The sequence below is a fragment of the Muriicola sp. SD30 genome (assembly GCF_041205185.1).
Taxonomy (GTDB): Bacteria; Bacteroidota; Bacteroidia; order Flavobacteriales; family Flavobacteriaceae; genus Muriicola.
The window spans coordinates 322,462-341,635 of sequence record NZ_JBGEWB010000002.1 but is presented as its reverse complement, the minus strand read 5'-3'; the positions used below and the strand labels follow the sequence as shown (position 1 = coordinate 341,635).

General features: G+C 42.9%; 23 protein-coding genes. 15 read left to right on the top strand and 8 right to left on the bottom strand.

Features of this window, described 5'->3' with window-relative positions; genetic code table 11:
• The first annotated feature begins 3 nt into the window (after positions 1-3).
• From AB8P51_RS06575 to AB8P51_RS06540, 8 genes are all read left to right on the top strand, one after another.
• On the top strand, positions 4-636 hold the full coding sequence (locus tag AB8P51_RS06575; RefSeq protein ID WP_369747993.1) for an RNA polymerase sigma factor: 633 nt from the start codon (positions 4-6) through the stop codon (positions 634-636).
• A complete protein-coding gene (locus tag AB8P51_RS06570) occupies positions 636-827 on the top strand; it encodes a hypothetical protein (RefSeq protein WP_369747992.1) in 192 nt (63 codons plus the stop codon). The genes AB8P51_RS06575 and AB8P51_RS06570 overlap by 1 nt, the downstream gene beginning before the upstream one ends.
• A 13-nt stretch (positions 828-840) precedes the next feature.
• The gene (locus AB8P51_RS06565; RefSeq protein WP_369747991.1) at positions 841-1,659 is read left to right on the top strand and encodes a mechanosensitive ion channel domain-containing protein; all 819 of its coding nucleotides are present in this window, start codon (positions 841-843) and stop codon (positions 1,657-1,659) included.
• Between the two features lie 96 nt (positions 1,660-1,755).
• Positions 1,756-2,085 (top strand): YegP family protein, encoded by a 330-nt coding sequence (locus AB8P51_RS06560; protein WP_369747990.1) that lies wholly within the window; start codon positions 1,756-1,758, stop codon positions 2,083-2,085.
• Between the two features lie 34 nt (positions 2,086-2,119).
• Positions 2,120-3,046: a DUF3078 domain-containing protein gene (locus AB8P51_RS06555; protein ID WP_369747989.1), complete on the top strand. Its 927-nt coding sequence runs from the start codon at positions 2,120-2,122 to the stop codon at positions 3,044-3,046.
• 53 nt (positions 3,047-3,099) lie between these two features.
• A complete protein-coding gene (mscL, locus tag AB8P51_RS06550) occupies positions 3,100-3,501 on the top strand; it encodes a large conductance mechanosensitive channel protein MscL (RefSeq protein ID WP_369747988.1) in 402 nt (133 codons plus the stop codon).
• 123 nt (positions 3,502-3,624) lie between these two features.
• Complete coding sequence (locus tag AB8P51_RS06545; RefSeq protein ID WP_369747987.1) at positions 3,625-4,137, top strand: peptide-methionine (S)-S-oxide reductase; 513 nt, start codon at positions 3,625-3,627, stop codon at positions 4,135-4,137.
• 71 nt (positions 4,138-4,208) lie between these two features.
• Complete coding sequence (locus AB8P51_RS06540; RefSeq protein WP_369747986.1) at positions 4,209-4,631, top strand: DoxX family protein; 423 nt, start codon at positions 4,209-4,211, stop codon at positions 4,629-4,631.
• 32 nt (positions 4,632-4,663) lie between these two features.
• On the opposite strand, the gene AB8P51_RS06535 is transcribed toward AB8P51_RS06540, so the two are convergent.
• Positions 4,664-5,158 (bottom strand): heme-binding domain-containing protein, encoded by a 495-nt coding sequence (locus AB8P51_RS06535; RefSeq protein WP_369747985.1) that lies wholly within the window; start codon positions 5,156-5,158, stop codon positions 4,664-4,666.
• Between the two features lie 179 nt (positions 5,159-5,337).
• On the opposite strand from AB8P51_RS06535, the gene AB8P51_RS06530 reads away from it, so the two are divergent.
• Together AB8P51_RS06530 and AB8P51_RS06525 are read left to right on the top strand one after the other, a co-directional pair.
• Positions 5,338-7,833, top strand: coding sequence for a DUF2339 domain-containing protein (locus AB8P51_RS06530; protein ID WP_369747984.1), 2,496 nt, complete (start codon positions 5,338-5,340; stop codon positions 7,831-7,833).
• A gap of 163 nt (positions 7,834-7,996) precedes the next feature.
• A complete protein-coding gene (locus tag AB8P51_RS06525; protein ID WP_369747983.1) occupies positions 7,997-8,125 on the top strand; it encodes a hypothetical protein in 129 nt (42 codons plus the stop codon).
• A gap of 144 nt (positions 8,126-8,269) precedes the next feature.
• Here the strand turns inward: AB8P51_RS06525 and AB8P51_RS06520 are convergent, their stop codons facing one another.
• Positions 8,270-8,722, bottom strand: coding sequence for an endonuclease domain-containing protein (locus AB8P51_RS06520; protein WP_369747982.1), 453 nt, complete (start codon positions 8,720-8,722; stop codon positions 8,270-8,272).
• Positions 8,723-8,824: 102 nt separating this feature from the next.
• The gene (locus AB8P51_RS06515) at positions 8,825-9,238 is read right to left on the bottom strand and encodes a hypothetical protein (RefSeq protein ID WP_369747981.1); all 414 of its coding nucleotides are present in this window, start codon (positions 9,236-9,238) and stop codon (positions 8,825-8,827) included.
• A 286-nt stretch (positions 9,239-9,524) separates the two neighbouring features.
• Here AB8P51_RS06515 and AB8P51_RS06510 point away from each other — a divergent pair, with 286 nt between their 5' ends.
• From AB8P51_RS06510 to AB8P51_RS06500, 3 genes are all read left to right on the top strand, one after another.
• Positions 9,525-10,439 carry an RICIN domain-containing protein gene (locus tag AB8P51_RS06510; protein ID WP_369747980.1) on the top strand — a complete coding sequence of 305 codons (915 nt, stop codon included), beginning with the start codon at positions 9,525-9,527 and terminating at the stop codon, positions 10,437-10,439.
• A gap of 57 nt (positions 10,440-10,496) precedes the next feature.
• Positions 10,497-12,269 carry an adenylate/guanylate cyclase domain-containing protein gene (locus AB8P51_RS06505; protein ID WP_369747979.1) on the top strand — a complete coding sequence of 591 codons (1,773 nt, stop codon included), beginning with the start codon at positions 10,497-10,499 and terminating at the stop codon, positions 12,267-12,269.
• A 129-nt stretch (positions 12,270-12,398) separates the two neighbouring features.
• Positions 12,399-13,232: a peptidylprolyl isomerase gene (locus tag AB8P51_RS06500; protein WP_369747978.1), complete on the top strand. Its 834-nt coding sequence runs from the start codon at positions 12,399-12,401 to the stop codon at positions 13,230-13,232.
• A gap of 25 nt (positions 13,233-13,257) precedes the next feature.
• Here the strand turns inward: AB8P51_RS06500 and AB8P51_RS06495 are convergent, their stop codons facing one another.
• Entirely contained in the window at positions 13,258-14,034 is a 777-nt protein-coding gene (locus AB8P51_RS06495; protein WP_369747977.1) for a DUF6090 family protein, read from the bottom strand.
• Positions 14,031-14,774, bottom strand: a complete 744-nt coding sequence (locus AB8P51_RS06490) for a DUF6090 family protein (protein WP_369747976.1) — start codon at positions 14,772-14,774, stop codon at positions 14,031-14,033. Before AB8P51_RS06490 ends, AB8P51_RS06495 begins: the two co-directional genes overlap by 4 nt.
• A gap of 81 nt (positions 14,775-14,855) precedes the next feature.
• Here AB8P51_RS06490 and AB8P51_RS06485 point away from each other — a divergent pair, with 81 nt between their 5' ends.
• Positions 14,856-15,785 (top strand): hypothetical protein, encoded by a 930-nt coding sequence (locus tag AB8P51_RS06485; RefSeq protein WP_369747975.1) that lies wholly within the window; start codon positions 14,856-14,858, stop codon positions 15,783-15,785.
• 117 nt (positions 15,786-15,902) lie between these two features.
• On the opposite strand, the gene AB8P51_RS06480 is transcribed toward AB8P51_RS06485, so the two are convergent.
• Both AB8P51_RS06480 and AB8P51_RS06475 read right to left on the bottom strand, forming a co-directional pair.
• Positions 15,903-16,037, bottom strand: a complete 135-nt coding sequence (locus AB8P51_RS06480) for a hypothetical protein (protein WP_369747974.1) — start codon at positions 16,035-16,037, stop codon at positions 15,903-15,905.
• A gap of 107 nt (positions 16,038-16,144) precedes the next feature.
• Positions 16,145-16,435 (bottom strand): DUF2188 domain-containing protein, encoded by a 291-nt coding sequence (locus AB8P51_RS06475; RefSeq protein WP_369747973.1) that lies wholly within the window; start codon positions 16,433-16,435, stop codon positions 16,145-16,147.
• Positions 16,436-16,649: 214 nt separating this feature from the next.
• Here AB8P51_RS06475 and AB8P51_RS06470 point away from each other — a divergent pair, with 214 nt between their 5' ends.
• A complete protein-coding gene (locus tag AB8P51_RS06470; RefSeq protein ID WP_369747972.1) occupies positions 16,650-18,830 on the top strand; it encodes a prolyl oligopeptidase family serine peptidase in 2,181 nt (726 codons plus the stop codon).
• Positions 18,831-18,914: 84 nt separating this feature from the next.
• Here AB8P51_RS06470 and AB8P51_RS06465 read toward each other — a convergent pair whose 3' ends face one another.
• Positions 18,915-19,133, bottom strand: coding sequence for a hypothetical protein (locus tag AB8P51_RS06465; RefSeq protein WP_369747971.1), 219 nt, complete (start codon positions 19,131-19,133; stop codon positions 18,915-18,917).
• Positions 19,134-19,174: the final 41 nt, after the last annotated feature.

The window sequence follows — 19,174 nt, the reverse complement described above, 5'->3', positions numbered from 1 at the left end:
CTCATGGTAACAATACTTAGAAAATTATTTCTGGTAGTCATCGGGGATCGGAATAAATCGGCCCTCGACAAGGATCATCCTTATCGCCAACTCTCTGATGAGGAATTGGTAGAGAAGATCGTGGTGACAAACAACACCCTGCTGTTCGGAATTATTTACGACCGGTACGCAGACAGGGTGTATACCAAGTGCTCCGGGTTTGCCCAATCTGAAGACGAGGCAGAAGACCTCACCCAGGAGGTTTTCCTTACCATTTATATCAAGCTGGGCGGCTTTAGGGGTATCTCCAAATTCTCGAGTTGGGTCTATTCCATCACCTATAACTTTTGCGTCAATTATGTTACCAGGAATAAAGGGCGAAAGATCAGTGAACAATCTGAAAAGTTCGATGCAACAGAACATCAACTGGTTGGTGAGGTAGAAGACAGGAGTTTCTTCCACATGCGTTCTGATAAATTAAAATCTGTACTGGAACAAATCCCTCCGGAAGACAAGACCCTGCTGCTGCTAAAATACCAGGACGATGTTTCGGTAAAAGAATTATGCGCCTTATTAGACCTTGGGGAAAGTGCAGTAAAAATGCGACTGAAAAGAGCCAAGGCAAAAACATTAGCAACCTATAACGCAATCCCCTGATGGCAGAAAACGTACAAAATCCTTTTAAAGATCTCGGCAAACGAATCATGGAGGCTCCGCCAAACCTGAAAAAGAAGGTGATGCAGGATGTGGCTGCTGCCAAACTATTTATGGACCTCGCCTCCCTATATACGCTTAATACGAAGGAGTTAATCGCAAGTTTGTTTAAAACAAGAAAAAAAGACCAATAAATACTTCACTATTATGGAAACACTAGGAAGCTTAGCAACAGACTCACTAAAGTCCATAGTCTCGGATATTGTCTCGGCATTGCCCGGCATCCTTGGCGCAATCATCGTCCTGATTATCGGATGGCTGATTATCAAGATCATTGGGTTTGTACTGAAAAAAATTCTCAGACTGGCACGGGTCGATTCACTGTCTGATAAAATAAACGACGCCCATTTATTTGGAGAGGAGAGCAAGATTAAAGTAGATGTAATAAAGATACTTCTCGGCTTTATCAAAGGAGTGCTCTGGATCACCTTTATCATTGTAGCTGCAGAGGTCATGGGTCTTACTATCATCTCCACAGAAATATCAAACCTTCTGAGATACCTCCCTGTACTGCTTAGCGCGGTGGTTATTTTTATGATCGGGATGTATGCTGCCAGACTCATTAAAAAGGCCCTGATAAGCATTTTTGATTCTATGGGAGTGGGGGGTTCAAAGATCATTAGTGGCATCGTCTACTATATGATCATCATCTTCGTGCTTGTCACAGCCCTTAACCAGGCTGGAATCGATACGGCCATCATCACCAGTAATATCACCATGATTATTGGGGCCTTCCTCCTGGCTTTTGCCATTGGCCTCGGCCTGGGATCGAGAGAAGTAGTGGGGAAGTTGTTGAACACCTTCTATGCCAGAAAGACTTATGCTGTTGGGGACGCCATCAAAACCAAAAAAATTGAAGGTACGATTGAGGCCATAGAAGGAATCCTTGTAACTATCAAGACCAAAGAAGGGAAAATTGTGATTCCTATAGAGGATCTGGTACAAAACAAGGTAGAACTGAAATAAGTAACAACAGGGAGAAGAATCCCGTCACCATACAGAAACCAGTACAATAGAAATATAAATCAATAAATAGAGTAATTAAATAGTAAAATTAAAACAATGGGAAAATTTGAAATCAGAAAAACAAAATCAGGTCAGTACAAATTCGATCTGAAAGCGTCTAACGGACAGGTCATCCTGAGTAGCGAAACCTACAAGAGTAAAGCGAGCTGCAAGAAAGGGATTCATTCGGTAATGAACAACGCCTCAGAAGACAAACGTTTCGACAGGAAAACAGCTAAAAACGGCAGTCCGTATTTTAATATGAAAGCGAGAAACGGACAAATTATTGGTACAAGTGAGATGTATTCCAATGCCAGCGGGATGGAAAATGGGATCGCCTCAGTAAAGAAAAATGCGGTGGATGCTTCCATCGATGACCAGTCCTAAATAGAATTAATTGATAACTACAAATACAAGAACGATGAAGAAAAGAGGATTACTTGCTTTATTCCTGTTGGCAGGAATGTTTGCCTATTCGCAAACCGAAGCAGAACTCAAAGCAGAAAAGGCCGTAAAGAAGGATTCTATCGCGGCTATCCAGGGCAGGGTAAACGCCCTTCAATCACAAATTGATGCCTTGCCAGGTTGGAAGACCGGGGCATTCGGCACCATAGGGGTCAACCTGTCTAGCTTTAACAATTGGTATTCCCAGGGGTTCCCTAACAACTCGGCAGGAAATATCGGGTTTACTGTCAACGCCTTTGCAAATCTCAAGGAAGAAAAATTCTTCTGGAGAAATTCGGCAAATGTGAATCTCCAGTGGGTAAAGCTCGATGATAAGGACGATGCAACGGATTCTGACAGCTTCCGGGAAGCCACAGATGTGTTTAATATCACTTCCCTTTACGGACGAAAACTGAGTGAAAAATTTGCGATATCTACCCTTGGGGAATACCGTACAACCATCCTCAATAATTTCAACGATCCGGGATACCTCGATATTGGGGTTGGGGGAACTTGGACACCCACTGACAACCTGGTAGTGGTCATCCATCCGTTAAACTACAACTTTGTCTTCAGCAGTGAGGACACCATCTTTAACTCCTCCCTTGGAGCAAAAATCGTTGCCGATTATACCCGTCAGGTGGGAGCTGTAAACTTTAAGAGTAACCTCTCTTTATTCCAGAGTTATGAAAGCGGAGATCTCAGCAACTGGACATGGATTAACTCCTTTTCCTATACGCTGTGGAAAATGATTGGGGTTGGTTTCGACTTTGGACTGAGAAACAACAAGCAGGAAGCCCTGAACTATTCTATTAATACCCTGGGCAATACAGCTGAGACTTTCGACACTGTAGATAACGACTTGCAGACATACTGGACCATTGGTCTTAGCTATGCATTCTGATAAGAGTAACAAGAATACTAAACACAATTATTAATCATTTAAACTTTAAAACAATGCTAAAAGAATTCAAGAATTTTATTATGACCGGCAATGTCATTGAATTTGCCGTAGCCGTAATCCTGGCCGGAGCCGTTGGCCTGGTAGTAAACGGATTTGTAAACGACATCGTAATGCCCGTAGTTGGTGAATTTACCGGGGGAGTCGACTTTGCAAACCTCAAGTACGTACTTACTGAAGCTTCAGGAGTTGCCGGAGAGGCCGGTGCCATTGCTGAAAACGCCATCCGTTACGGGGCGTGGATCAACACTATCGTCAACCTGATTATCGTAGGGTTCGTGCTGTTTATGATCGTTAAGGCATATAACAAAACCAAAACGCCGCCAGCACCTGCTGCTCCTAAAGGACCTAGTCAGGAAGAATTACTGGCAGAGATACGCGACTTGCTGAAAAAGTAAGCATATTACCCCAAATCAACGAAAGGCCCCCTGTGTGATCATTGTCAGGGGGTTTTTCAATTTAAAGTGCTGCCGTATTTCAGTATCTGTTTTATACATTGCAAAAGAAACAGATCTACTAACATGATTCAGAAATTAGGTCTTGGCGGAGGCTGCCACTGGTGTACCGAAGCGATCTTTCAAAGCCTGAAAGGGGTTTCGGATGTACAGCAGGGATGGGTTTCTTCCACTGAAGCCATGTCTTTTTCCGAGGCGATACTGTTGTCTTTTAATCCTGCAGAAATAACACTTTGGGATCTCTTACACATCCACCTCGATACCCATAGTGCCACCTCAGCTCACCAGATGCGTAAGAAATACCGATCAGCGGTTTACGTATTCTCAAAAAACCAAAAGGCTGAAGTGGAAAATACACTGGAAGCATTACAAACAGAATATTCAGAAAAGCTGATTACCCAGGTACTCCCATTTAATGATTTCAGGAAAAACAGTGAAGAGTACCTAAATTATTATCGCAGGGATCCTGAGAAACCATTTTGCAGAAACGTGATCAATCCTAAACTTAATAAGCTCCGGAAAAAGTACAGAAAGCAACTAGATCCGGATAAAATTTCCCTTTCTGAAGCAGGAGAATAGCGCTACCGACGTTTTGTGATCTGCCTAATAATGAGTACCTTATACAGGGTAATCATTAAAATTTCAGCGTTATGGGAACAATAAAGGCATGGAATAAATGGGCCAATGCCCATACGTATTACGGGCTCGACATCATACGTGCAGCTCTTGGGTTCTTTCTGATCTTAAAAGGAGTAGACTTTATGTCTGATGCGGGAGCTATGGCCCTGGTTATGGATCCCTTCCGCGAACTTCCGGGCAGTATGATGATCATCCACTACGTGGCAGCCGCCCATTTCGTCGGAGGATTTTTTATCATCATTGGCCTGTTGACACGCTGGAGTGTTGCATTGCAGATGCCCATTCTGATAGGGGCCATCCTTACCAATTTCCTGGGCGTAATGGTCATGAGCAACCTCATCCAGGCTGTTGTTGTATTTCTGATTTGTGCTTTCTTTATTTTCTATGGATCGGGGAAACACTCGCTCGACTATTATCTGAAGATGCAGAAATAGTCGGTTAGGTTTTGATCTATTTTAATTAAAGCTTACCTCCTGCTGGGCATCACCAGACTGTCTGCCGGGTAGGTCTTCGCGAGATAGGTCATCTGATCTTTAGCCCATTTGATGATCAACTGCCGCTGCTCATCCGTTAGATTGGCCTCCGGGTGTAAACCGAAATAGGTATAGTCCTTCAAAGGCATCTCCTTCTCTTCCACCATTTCAATGGTTTCCTCTAGCTTATGATTCTGAATGGCGATAGGTCTTTTGGTAAATTCAGAAAAATTCAGATGGCCTTTCCCGTGTTCAATATGGTCATTCAGCCACCAGCCTACAGGTTGAACTTCAGCATACCAGGGATATACCGTATTATTTGAATGGCAATCATTACAGGAAACCCTCAGTATTTTATCTACCTCTTCAGGGACCTCATATTTTGTGCTGATATCATAAGTGAGATCGTTACTGTTGTTTTTCTCTGGTCTGAAGAACTGGATCACCACAAAGGCAAGGATCAAGACGATTCCGATTTTCTTTAACATGATAATTGGATTAGGTTTACATTCCAAAACTATACTTTTTCTCTGAAAATAATCAAGAGTCCACATACCATTTCCAAAAATTAACACCCTTTTAAGGAAGCTTTAAGGATAGAGATTTAATCCTATCTTTAGTCCGTTCAACGAATACAAACATCCCCTTCCAAATATTTCCGGGAATTATGGAGAATCGTCAGGATCAGATCAACCGCCTAACCGAAAAACTGGAATTACTAAGTCAGGTACACTCCCATTTTTCAGAAGAAATTAAAGCCCTTAGAGTCGAGATCGATCAGCTGAAAAATGAAGCAGTAACAGCCCCCGCTGCGGAGGCTGCAAAACCAGAGGTATTAGCCCAGAGGGAAGAAAGGGAGGTGGCTGGAAGGAACTACTACCGACTTAACAGCAATAAAATCCTGGGGGGAGTTTGCTCCGGGATGGCTGATAGCACAGGGATGAATCTGGCGTTAATGCGCTTTTTGTGGGTGGTTTTTGCCCTGCTGTTTTGCATAGGAGCAGTTGTCTATATGATCCTATGGGTTAGCCTGCCAGAAAAAGAAAGTTTGTCTGCTTCTACCCCTGCAATTCCTATTCAGGATTCAGGAGATGGGAAGGCCACTCCTGAGGTTTCTACCAGTGAGAAAACTTCAGATCTCGAAAAGTATATCGGAGAGAATATCATCAGCAAGATCGGTATTGCCGTGCTGATTATCGGGGTAGGGATAGGAGCTAAATACTCCATTGAGAATGATCTTATCAGTCCGCTAGTTCGTATCCTGCTGGGGTATCTGGTAGGGGCAGCACTTTTGGGACTTAGTTTCCGCCTACAAAAAAAGTACGACAATTTTAGTGCAGTACTGTTCAGTGGTGCCATGACTATCTTTTATTTTATTACCTATGCGGCATATGATTTTTACGGCTTATTCCCGTCTTATGCAGCCTTTCTGATGATGGTACTGTTTACGGTAGCTACGGTTGCAGCTTCCCTTCAGCTTAACAAACAGTTTATTGCACATATCGGCCTGGTTGGTGCTTATGCCGTTCCTTTTTTACTCAGTACCGGGGAAGGAAATGCCCTGGTGTTGTTTAGTTATATGACCATTATTAACAGTGGAATCCTTGTGGTTGCCTTTAAAAAATACTGGAAACCATTATACCTGGCAGCATTCGGGCTAAGCTGGCTTATTGTTGTGAGTTGGGTGGCTGCGACCTATGATGCCGAAGTCCATTTTATCCTTGCTATGGCCTTCAGTGCGCTGTTCTTTTTGCTTTTCTACGCTACTTTCCTGGCCTATAAAATCCTGAAGAAAGAGGTTTACTCATCCCTGGATATTGTTCTGGTTATGGCAAATTCCTTTATTTTCTACGGGCTTGGCTATGGCTTACTCACAGGGCAGGCCGATGGTGAAAATTACCTGGGGCTGTTTACGCTTGGCAATGCCATCCTGCATCTTGGGATTGGAATTCTCGTGTACCGCCGAAAAGGGATCGACAGGAATATATTTTACCTTATTTCGGGCCTGGTATTGGTCTTCCTCACCCTCAGCATTCCGGTTGAACTTGATGGGAGCTGGGTAACTCTCTTATGGTTAGGAGAAGCCCTTGTCCTCTTCTATATCGGTAAAACCAAAAATGCCCCTATCTATGAAAAACTCGCCTACCCCCTTCTGCTATTGTCTGCAATAAGCCTTGTGCAAGACTGGGTTTGGGCCTACGAAGATGCTGAAGAAGCTTTTACAGCATTCCTGAATCCTACTTTTCTTACCTCTGTGCTCTTTTGTGCGGCTTTGGCTTACTTTAATTATCTGTACCACAATCAGAAATACCAGGGGGCATATGAGAAAAATACAGGGATATGGCGACTTATCTCCATAGGTTTAGGCAGCTTACTTCTACTGGGTATTTACGCTTCAGTCGCCCTGGAGATAAGTTACTATTGGGAAGGCCGGTTCCTGGCCTCTGAGACCGAAGTTTCTTATGGCAGGAGTTATAACTATGATCTGGGGGCTTTTCAAACCCTTTGGGGAATGATATATTTCTTGGGTTATACTGCTACCCTGTTATTTGTAAATTCCCAATGGATCAAAAGCAGGATGCTTGGTGTGCTGGGGCTTTGTCTGGCAGGCCTTGGGCTCGTATTCTTTCTAACTATAGGCCTCTATGATCTGAGTGAACTGCGGGAGAGCTACCTGGGCGAAAGTTTTAATGAGGGCTTTGAAGCGGGGATATTCCACCTCCTGATCCGGTACATTGCCATTCTTTTTATGGGCCTCGTTTTTTTCGTGTCCTATCGCTATTTAAAGGAAAGCTTTCAAAAGGCGGCATTTACCCCGGCCTGGGATCTCATTCTGGCTGTATCCCTGTTATGGGTGCTTAGTAGTGAACTGATCCATTGGCTCGACCTTGGTGGGGCGGATCGGCTTTACAAACTATGGATAACCATCTTTTGGGGTATGTATGCACTTGCTCTGATCAGCATAGGTATCTGGAAGGGCAGGAAACACCTTCGTATCGCCGCTTTGGTGTTATTCAGCATTACGCTCATCAAATTGGTGTTCTACGACCTGGCCAACCTGAATACCCTGGCGAAAACGGGCCTTTTTGTGGTCCTGGGTGTCTTATTGCTTATCATTTCCTTTCTGTACAACAAATTCAGAAGTCGGATTTGGGGAGAATAAGGGAGATTGTACTACTGTACCGTTAATCCGATTTAATCGACGTATGACCTCCTGTCCTGAGCTTCACCACAGGATTTTGGGGTTTCACAACAATTATAGGCCGCTTCACCACAAAATGAGGTATCTTATATAGAGAAAATGAACGTATAAATCCCCCGTCGCTATGGAAACAAATACAGAAAAACACCCCATTTTAAACAAGATCTTAATGGCCTTAAATATCAGTCTGGAGGTAATCCTGGTGCTGATCGCCCTTGGTTTTATAATTGGGTTGTACGGAATTTTGAGTTAGTGCTTGTTTTTTCATCAAATGGAAAAAGCCTTTGCAGAAGCAGGGGCTTTTTTTATGATTGACCCACCCCTTAATCCCCTCCCAGGAGGGGAGCACTTTATTAATGAGAAGGGGGCATTATACAAAGGTGGGGACCTCGCAAGGTCATTTCCTCCTGATTTTCCCCTCCCGGGAGGGGCCAGGGGTGGGCCCTTTACGCTTAAAAACTTCATCGACGAAGAGCCTAGGGGTGGGTCCCAACACCATAATTTCCCTCCTTATCTCATCCAAAACCCAGCTCAGATTATTTTTAACGTCAGGGTTACTAAATCTCATCACACGCACTCCCAGAGACTCCAGTCGGGTTTGTCTTTTTAGGTCATATTTATGACTCCCTTCCTCAAAGTGAACGGAACCATCAACCTCCACAGCTAATCTTAGATCCTTACAGTAAAAATCTACTATATACCTGTCAATAGGGATTTGTCTGCTAAATCTCACTCCTAACTTCTTGTTTTTGATCTCTCGCCATAGGACAATCTCGGCGTAGGTCATATTATTCCTGAGTTTGTTGGCTAGGACAACGAGATATGGATGATAGGGTATTATTTTTCTCATAGGTTGACCCACCCCTTAATCCCCTCCAAGGAGGGGAGCACTTTATTAATGGGATTGAGGGTAGTACAAAGGTGAGATCTACCGCTGAAACTTCATAGCGGCTTAGTCGGATGAGCGAACATAGCGAAACTCAGGTCCGTCACAGGGGGTAAAATCGCTTTGGATAAGCATGCCATCAGCCTCAAAGAAAAATTCCTGAGGTTCAGCAAAGCAATTTCGAACAAAATCATGATCTTCAGAATAAGTGACCAGATACCCCGATCTGCCCCCCTCTTCGCTTATCACCCATCGGCCTTCCACGACGGTAGTATCCCCATCCCGGGTCAGGGATTTCAGAAATAGGCCGTTGGATACAAACTCCAACTTCTCCGTATAGTCCATCTCAGAGGCCTGTTGTTCCGTCTGTGTCATGTAGGAATAGGTACTGTCTAAAACCCATCGATCTGACTCAAACGGGTCGTTAGAGGAACTACAGGAAATCGATATCAGGAAAATCAAAACAAGTAATCGGGACATGGTAGAATTTTCTTCTAAGATAGCAAAAACAGCAGGGGGTTGCTTTGAGGAAAGCTCTTTCGAATCCCAATAAAATCTTCCAAAACCACTTTCCCTGAGTTTGTCAGAAAAATCGTTCGGTAAATTCTACAGGTATTTGGGACATTATTTAGTCGAATTCATCCCTGTAATTCTGAAGGTTTCCACCTCGCCCTACATCTTTGAACTTTCAAAATTTAGTCAGCTGATAGCATTCGTATAAATAGACTATCTTTCTTAACGGAATTAATATTTAAAACCAATCAACATGCCAAACAACTATGTAAAATTTCAAGTAAAAAGTTCAGGACAATGGCTTAACATCGCATGGGGCGGTAATGCCGCTGGTACGGAAGCCTGTCAGGGAGCAACCCCTACAACCGATAATTTCGAGTGGGAAGTAATTCCTTCTTCTGTACCAGGATGGTCGCTCATTAAGGTAAGAAGCAGTGGTCAGTACCTCAACGTTCTCAACGGAGGAAATGATAACGGTGCTACAGCGGGCCAGAATCCCCTGCCAAATCCCAGTGCGGCACCCGAAAATTTTTTATGGCAGATAGCGCCAGATCCGTCCAATCCAGGCTGGTCTAAGATCCAGGTAAAAAGCAGCATGCAATTTTTAAACATATTTAATGGCGGCAATGAAAACGGAAGAAGGGCTTGCCAGGGTAACATCCCAACAACAACCAATTTCCTGTGGATGCAGAGTGAGGCCAAGACCCCTAAAAATGTAACCGTTACAATGACTATTCTCGACTATCCCTCCATCTTTGCGCTCCCTGATCAAACCAGGCTTACAGATGCCCAGGCGAATGCCTACCTATCTATGGGAGATGATAACAGGGGAGGAAAAGAGAATGGCAATCAAAGCTCCTTCGAAACCATATTAAATCCCGGAAGTGAGGTAACTTGGCAGGCGGTAGCAGGTAGCAATAGTAACAAAGCAGGCTATTCGGATGCGATTACTAATATTACCTATGAACAGGGGTCTGGTGAAAATGTTCTTGGTCCCGTTACTCCGATAGGCAACAGCGGAAAGGTACAGGCACAGGTGCTCTGGACAGCCATTCCTCCGGATGGAACAGACAATGAGGCCTATACTATCACCTTTACACTCACCAACGGGGGAGTGACCAAAACCTATTATTTTGATCCTAAGATAAAAGTAGATCCCAGTAATTAAAGCGAATTGTATTTAAGGCAACCGAGCTGTTTCATTTTGGTTTTAATCTTCCTGACTATGGGAATAAGGCAGGGTATGGCTCAAAATCAAGAAGAAGCCGACAGCCTGATAAGGTTGCTAAAGCAAAGTGATAATTCAAATGATAGCCTGCGCCTCCAATGGTTGTCAAAAATCTCCTTTAATCACAATAATCCCGATAGTTCTTTGTACTATGCCCGACAATTGGCATCTAAAACAGAGAAGCCTGAGTGGTTGTTACAGGCATACTATAACGAAGGATCAGCCTTACGTTTGCTGGGCGACCTGGACGGAGCTCTGGAAGCATATTTTAAAAGTCTGGAGTTTGCCCGACAATTGGGGGATAAAAAAAGGGAAGGCAACGCCTATATAGCCCTTGGGGATGTATATTCCGTCTCTGGTGCCCATAAGAACTCCACCGATTATTATTCCCTATCCATCCCTATTTTCAGGGAAATAAAGGATTCTGTTAAACTTGCCACTGCCCTATTCAATGCCGGGGATGAATACCTCAATCAGGACAGTCTTGCCACGGCAGTTCTCCATTTCAATGAATCTGCAGAGCTTTTCGATCTCCTTGGCTATCCCATTGGCGTGGCCTACAACCTGGGGAATATGGGCTTGGTTTATGCCATGCAGGGTAATGAAGCCCTGGCCCTGGCCAACATTGATAAGGCTATTACCCTTCTGGAGGAGCAACAAGACTATTATGGGATTGCCGCTTACCTCACCTATATGTCTGATGTTTACATCAATAAAGGTGATCTTAATTTGGCCCTCGATTATGCCGAACGCAGCCTGAAACTGGCTTCTACCTATGGCCTGAAAGACCAAATGAGCGAGACCAACCTGAAACTGGCTACGCTTCACGAGCAAATGGGAAATACTGATACTTCCTATAAATATTACAAAGACCATATCGCGTATCGCGACAGCGTGCGAAATATGGAGTCCATCCAGCAAATGGCCGACCTGGAAACCAGCTATCAGGTATCCCAGAAACAGGTGGAAGTTGACCTGCTGAACGAACAAAAAAAGACCCAGAAGATCATCGCCTACAGCACCGGGGCTGCCATGCTCCTGGTGGGCCTCTTTGCCATAGGCTTGTACCGCCGTAATAAATTCATACAGAAGACCAAACAGATCATCGAAAAGGAAAAAGACAGGTCTGAAGCCCTTTTGCTCAATATCCTGCCCGAAGAGATCGCCGAAGAACTCAAGGCCAATGGGAGTGCAGAAGCAAGGGAGTTCGACCAGGTTTCCATCCTGTTTTCAGATTTTAAAGAATTTACCCAGACGGCCGAAAAGTTATCCGCCAAGGAACTGGTTAGTGAGATCAATGTATGTTTTAAAGCCTTCGATCATATTTGTGAAAAGTATGAGCTCGAAAAAATTAAAACTATCGGCGATGCCTTTATGGCGGCCGGGGGTCTTCCCGTACCCTCAGAGGTAGCAGTAAAAAACATTGTTCTGGCCGGACTCGAAATGCAACGCTTTATCACAGAGCGCAAAAATCAATTAGATTCCGAAAGTAAACCGGCTTTTGAAATGCGCCTCGGAATCCATACAGGTCCGGTTGTCGCCGGTATTGTCGGAGTAAAAAAGTTCCAGTACGACCTATGGGGAGATACCGTAAATACAGCTTCCCGGATGGAGAGTAACAGCAAAGTGGGGAAGGTAAATATCTCCCGTAATACCTATGAATTATTGCAGGGTGATCCCGATCTGCAATTTGAGAAAAGAGGGGAGGTAAAAGTAAAAGGCAAAGGGGCTATGGAAATGTATTTTGTGAGTCTGAAGGAAGCGGCATAAGTTCGCCGAACTCACTGCCATTAAAAAATGAAATTAAATTTTCTCCGGGGGGCACCAACATAATCCTATCTTTAAAGCATCTATGTCTAAATTTCTATTAGAAAAATCATTTTAAACCCTATCCATTTTATGAGGTATTCCAGAATCTCCCTAGTAATAACTCTCCTGCTACTCCTGAGTATAGTAGCCTGCGAAACCAAAAAAGAGAAAGAGCCCGAAAAGAAACGAGAAATGGTAGAGATGGTGACCGATAAGGGAACCATGCGTATCGCCCTTTACAATGAGACGCCTCAACACCGGGATAATTTCTTAAAACTCGCCCGGGAAGAGGCCTATGACAGCCTTCTTTTTCACAGGGTGATCGAAAACTTTATGGTACAGGGAGGTGATCCGGATAGCAAAATTGCCAGTGCCGGAGATACGCTTGGGAACGGCGACCTTGATTATACCGTGCCTGCGGAATTTCACCCCGACTTGTTTCACAAAAAAGGGGCCCTTGCTGCGGCCCGGACCGGCAATCCCGAACGGGCTTCAAGCTCAATGCAGTTTTACCTGGTCCAGGGACAGGTTCTGACAGATAGCTTGCTCACCCTGGCCGAAAACACCATCAATGAATGGCTGGCTGAACATTACCTGATACACGATCCCCAGTATAAGGAACTGTATGAAGGATTGAAAAAAGCCGATTCTGCCCAGAATTGGAGGCAATTCCGAACCCTTCAGGACAGTGTAAGAAACATGGCCACCACCTATACCAATTTTGAGAAGTATACCATACCTCCTGCACAGAGAGAAGTTTATAAAACAGAAGGAGGAACCGCCTTCCTCGATCAGAACTATACTGTATATGGGGAAGTGGTAGAGGGTCTCAACGTTATTGACTCCATTGCCAAAGTAAATACAGGTGATATGAACAGACCCCTTGAGGATGTCAGGATCTTGAAAATAAGGGTGGTGGAATAAGCTTCAGAAGGAGCCCGTTTCTTTGCTACTCATCTTCCGCCTCTATTTCCATGTCGATCAGGGAAATTATGTTCTCACACATGGTCTTCATCGCATTAAACTGCCCATTCATGACTGAGAATTCATAAACGGCCATCACAAAGCCGTTTTTCTGTTTCAGGTCTTTTAGCATGGCCTCGTAATTCTCCCTGGAAAGTTCCACATTCTCCCCCGTCTTCCCTTCGGTAACCTGATAGGTAAAGTTTTTAACGATGGGATTCAGGTCGAGTACAGCATAGGAGGGCTCGTAAAGCAAGATCTCCGCATCGTAGCGGAAGTGTTCCTCTTCGTTCTTTAGTTTCTTGTAGAGGGCCTGCAGGTTGAGTAAGCCGTTTTTAATACTGTCATTGGAAATCAGGGCCAGGTTCCCCGAATTGACTAATTCCTGGAAGGTGTTATCCTGCTGGGTAAATTTTTGCCAGATATAGATATTGGTGGTATGAAACGCAAAGGCATTCAGGTCGGTCAGGGGTTTCCCTTCAAAATGCTCCAGCACGTAATTGGCAGATTCTATCCTTGAATTCCTAGTTGAAATGTACCTGTCTAGTTCTGAAATATTCAGGATCAGGTCGGTTCTTAGGTTTTTCAGATAGTGTAATTCCTGAGCCCGTTGTTTTCGTGCCTCATTGTTATTGTTGATCTGCAGGGCGATCAGGATTCCGATGACTACCAATAGGATTTCCCCAATAGCATAGAGGAGGTATTTACTGAATTTATTATCGGTTAGCAATTGTTGGCGGATTCGCCTGAAAAACTTAATCATTGTACTTTAATTTCCTTTTCAATTTCCTGAAGTAGTGCCTTACACTCATTTAATGTGATCTTGGATTCCCTGATAAAATAATCATATACGTACTTATAGTTCTTAAGAGATTCTATGAATTGTCGGTTATTGATAAGTTCATCATAATTTACGGGTAAGCGTATGGCCCTGCCATTTTCATCCAAACGACTCACAAAATATCCATTCAGATAATCGAGCATATAATGATAAAAATCATCTCGAACTTCCCTGAAAGCGAGCTTTACTAAAGGAATCTGATACGTGTATAAAATGCCTATTTCCGATCGGAGATGATGATCAGATATAAGATCCATGCCCATTGAAGTGAGGGACTCGTATCCGCTCGACTTTAAGGCGATATCAGGGTAGTTGAAAAGCCTTATAAAATGTTGTGCCATGGAATCATTATAGACTCTGGATTCTTCCAAATTAAATACAACAATATCGATGGTTTCCATGATACTTTCTATCCCTTCTTCCGGATCGGAGATGATGTAGTTCAACCTGTTGATATTGTGCTCCAAGTCCGACTTAATTTCCAGCAAGGCGTGCTGTTCTTTCTCATTGGTGATCCGTTTTTCATTCCAATTATTGATGGATAGAGCGATCAGAATCCCGACAACCACCAGAAAGATCTCCCCGATAGCGTAAAGGAGGTATTTAGAAACCTTATTTTCGGAAAGGAGTTTTTGTCTTATACGCCTAAAAAACTTGATCATAATTGGTGGCTGGTTATAACACCACCTAATGTACTTAAATATTTGGCAATATCTTTGATGCTAAAGAGCAAAACCACCGATATGACTTTACAGCTTCGTTTCGTTTTACCACTTCTGATTATCTCCTTCCTTGGCACTCTCCATGCCCAGAAAAAAGGCTATGAACCCGGCTATATCATTAGCCTGGAGGGTGACACACTGCGGGGGCAGGTAAAGGACCGCTCTTCAGAGCCCTTTGTGGAAATGTATAGCCGTATCCGCTTTATCCCTGAGGGCCGGTCTTCCAGGCAAAAATATCGTCCGGGAGAAATCCTGGGTTATCGCGCCGGTGGACGGGTGTATGAATCCCTGCCCCTAAGGGAAGAGTCTGCATTTTTTAAGTTCCGGTATTATTTGGATCCGAATGCAGAAAATGTGTTTCTCCGACTTATAAGGAGGGATGGACCTTTAGCCTATTACCTGCTGGAATTCATTGATGACGACAATAACTTTGTAGACAATTTTCCTCTGTTCCACCTGGAGGGGGAAAGGGAAATGGTACGGGTTACCCAGGGGATATTTGGCCTGAAAAGGGAACGACTAAAAGAATATTTCGGAGACTGCCGCTCCTTGATAGTAGCCTTGGAAAACAAGGAATTAAGAGAGGTTGAAGAGGTCTTCGATTTCTATCTTGACCAATGCCTTAATTATGCTTTAGCAACTGAGGAAATACAAACTATCAAAGGAAACTGGCAGATCGACCTCAGGCCTTCTGCTGATGCCGATCCCTATCTGCAGCCTTTTGAGGTCACGGCCGTATCAGGCAACACTTTTCAAGGGTATTTTTACGGTAGTCCACTGGAGGATGCCAAACTCAACCGCAACTGGGAGGTGCTGTATTTTGCCTTTACTACACGGGATAATACCTATGAATACTATCATTCGGGATATCTGTTGGATGGGAAGCTGTACGGAATCAGTTACTGCCCAGGAAGGGAGTTTGTACAACCCTGGGAGGGGATATTAAAATAGGAGTGAAAAACCAAATTTCACAAGCATCCTGCTTATAGGAAAGATCAACAGGAAAATGGCAGGTTTTAGCCAGGGTTAGTTATGATGCTTTCATATTTAGAGGCCAGAGAAGTTTTTCTATTCCTTCTTCTTTCCCTTGCTCATCATATTCATGACCACTACGATAATGAGGATAACCACCACCGCAAAAACACCAATGATCACTATGCCGTTCTCCCATGCAACAAGGGGGAGCTTTAATGCTGTATTCATAAATACTGTTTATTACTGTTTATGATTATAGGGAGTAAATGTAGCGGGTCATATACGTAAATGATATGATATTTATCAGGTTCATTTTACGGCTTTTCAGCCCGTTATTAATCGTAGTTAATCCGGTCGCGTATGCTTCCATCCGCTCTGTGGATGATGACATCGGCCTTGCGTTTTCTGGCCAGGCGTTTTGCCTTTCTGATGGCCGTATCCTGCCGCCGGTGTTTTGAGGTGATGCGTTTATTCCCCTCCCGCCTTACAGCCCAGCCATCCTTATAAGGAACTACATGCTGGTGCCATGTCCTTCCTCGTTTGCTCTGGCGGGAGCTTTTAAAAAAGAGCTCTACAAGCTCCGTTAAAATGTCTATCCAGGATCTGGAGTTGTTGCTTTTGGGCATTTTGATTTATTAGTATTCAAAAATATACAGATTTAAACGCTGAATGCAATGTATATAGTAGTAAACCCTCTCTAAAATTTATATATTTCACTTATATAATAAATTAAGGAGAAGATGACGCTCCTAGTGATTAGAGTAAAGTAAAGAAACCAAAAAAATAAATTCGTCTTTTAACTTGGAAACATTAATAACATCCTTTTTTAATTGCCAAAACTTGAAAATCCCTAAATCATCCTTAGGGATTTTTAGTTGGTTCAAAAAGATTGGGTTTTATTGGTGTATCCTGTTCTCCTTAATTCAGCTTTCCTGTAGTGAAAAGGCCGTGGTTGAATACCCAATAATTGAGAATGAGAAGATTGATGTCACTGAATTTGGGATCACCTATACCAACGAATTTTCCAACCTGGAAAATATCGAAAATCCCGTTGTGAGTAATTGGTTTAAACGTCAGGATTCTCTTGCCGAGAATTACTTTCAGAACCCTGAATATGAAGTATTGCTTAATCGGCACACTGAACTGGAGAATAGAGAATCGCATCCTGCAGGTAGATTAAAATTTAATGAATCCGGACTGACCTTTTTCCGGGATGCCGTTTCCAAAGAGAATTCAGAGCTATTGTATTATAGAAATGATGATAGCACTGATAACTTAATTTTTGATTCTTCTACTTATAAAGACGGAGAATATGAAATTTCATTCTATGAACCCTCTTACAATGGAGAATTTGTGGCTGTCGCAATGGGGAAGCCGGAAATGTTCTTCGATGAAATCATAATTCTCGATGTTGCTTCGAAAAAGCAATTGGGAAAAACCTTGACAAATGCAAAGCCGAATAAAGCGGGCGCTATCGTATGGTCAACTGACAACAATTGTATTCTCTATATTTTATATCCCAACAGTGGAGATGATGTAAACGATAGAAACAGCTATACCGTCCAGTACTGTATAGATAATTTAAATGCAGACCCAAAACCGATTTATAAAAACGGTTTGAATGAAATTAACCTAAACCCTGAGTTCTACCCGGTTCCAGGAATCCGATCTGAGCAAAGTAATTACCTGTTCATTTATGAAGGTAATGCTGCAGATCATTGGGATTGCTATTACTTGCCCATAGAAGATTATAAAAAGGGTGTTTTTAACTGGAAGCATTTGTTTAGTCCGGAAGACAAAGTACTGTACAGCTATGGTACCGAATTGAATCACAAGTACTACTTTAAAAGAGTGCACGATGGAAATACTGAGCTATGTTTTGTCGACCTTAAAAGACCGGATTTTAAAAACCCGGAGATTGTATTTCGCGGAAATGGGAGTCTTCAAGTGAGTGATTTTAAAGTAACGAAGAGTAAAGTCTATTTTGGACTTAGTTCTGATGGAATTTCAGAGGAATTGTATTCATACGATCCTTTGACAAAAAAGACAGAAGAAATACTATTACCCTTTTCTCCTGGTGATATAGGGTTTGACTATAGATCTCCTTACCTTGATGATATTTGGGTTACGCTCTATGGTTGGACCTCCAATCCAAAAACTTTCTACTTAAATTCGGATAAAAGTTTTGACTTCCTGGAGCTGGGCATGTGGCCAGATTACCCCGAGTTTAGCGAAATAATTAGTGAAGTAGTAGAAGTTACTTCACATGACGGAACTAAAGTTCCTTTAAGTATTGTGAGAAGGAAAGACCATGCTTTCGATGGCAGCGCGAAAGGTATTATTACGGCCTATGGAGCCTATGGTTTTCCTGAAAGTCCATGGTTTCATTCCCCTATTGCTGCTTTTGTCAATCAGGGTAATATTTATGCTACGGCCCATGTCAGGGGCGGCGGAGAGAAGGGGCCCAAATGGCATGAGGAAGGTAAAATGGAGAAAAAGCCGAATTCATGGAAAGATCTTATTGCCTGTAGTGAATATTTAATTCAAAATAATCTGGTCAAAAAAGATATGTTGAGTTTAAATGTAAACAGTGCAGGAGCAATTGCAGGTGGCATGGCAGTCAATGAACGTCCGGATTTATACAGGGTTTTTACCGGCTTTATTCCCAATTTGAATTTGCTTCGCACGGAGTATATCGAAGAATTAGATGATACTGATATTTTGTATGAGTTTGGCACGATAAAAAATAAGGAAAGCTTTAAGAATCTCCTTGCAATGGATCCGGTAACTAATCTGAAGACAAAAACCGAATATCCCAGCAGCCTAATGATTATTGGTTTTAAAGACTATTTAATTTCACCCTCAGCGGCCGGTAAGTATATTGCGTTCTTGCAGGAGAATAGTAATTCACCAGATAGACTACATTTAATAGACATCAAATATGATGCAGAGCATGAGATTGATTGGGTGGATGACTATAGTCGAGTTCTTTATTTTACCATCCAACAAATGGAAAATTAAATTCTGTTATGATGCTGCGGGTATCGCCCAATGAATGACTGTTATTTAATCTCTGGTAAATTTTTGCGTGTCCGAATTGTATGTCTATTTTTTCTTCTTTTTCCAATTAAAATATTTCTCAGGATCCACGATAAGATTAACAATCAGCAGCATATTATTGCACTTAGGGCATTCAAAATCAAGTACGGCCTCATGAAGTTCTCCATAGGCTTCACTTGCATTTCCCTCCCAACCACATTCACATGAAAGCCGAAGTGTCTTTTTCTTCTCTTCGTATTCTTTAAGATTCATATGCAATGCCATGTGCTATATATATTGTGTAAAATAAGCGATTAATCTCTATT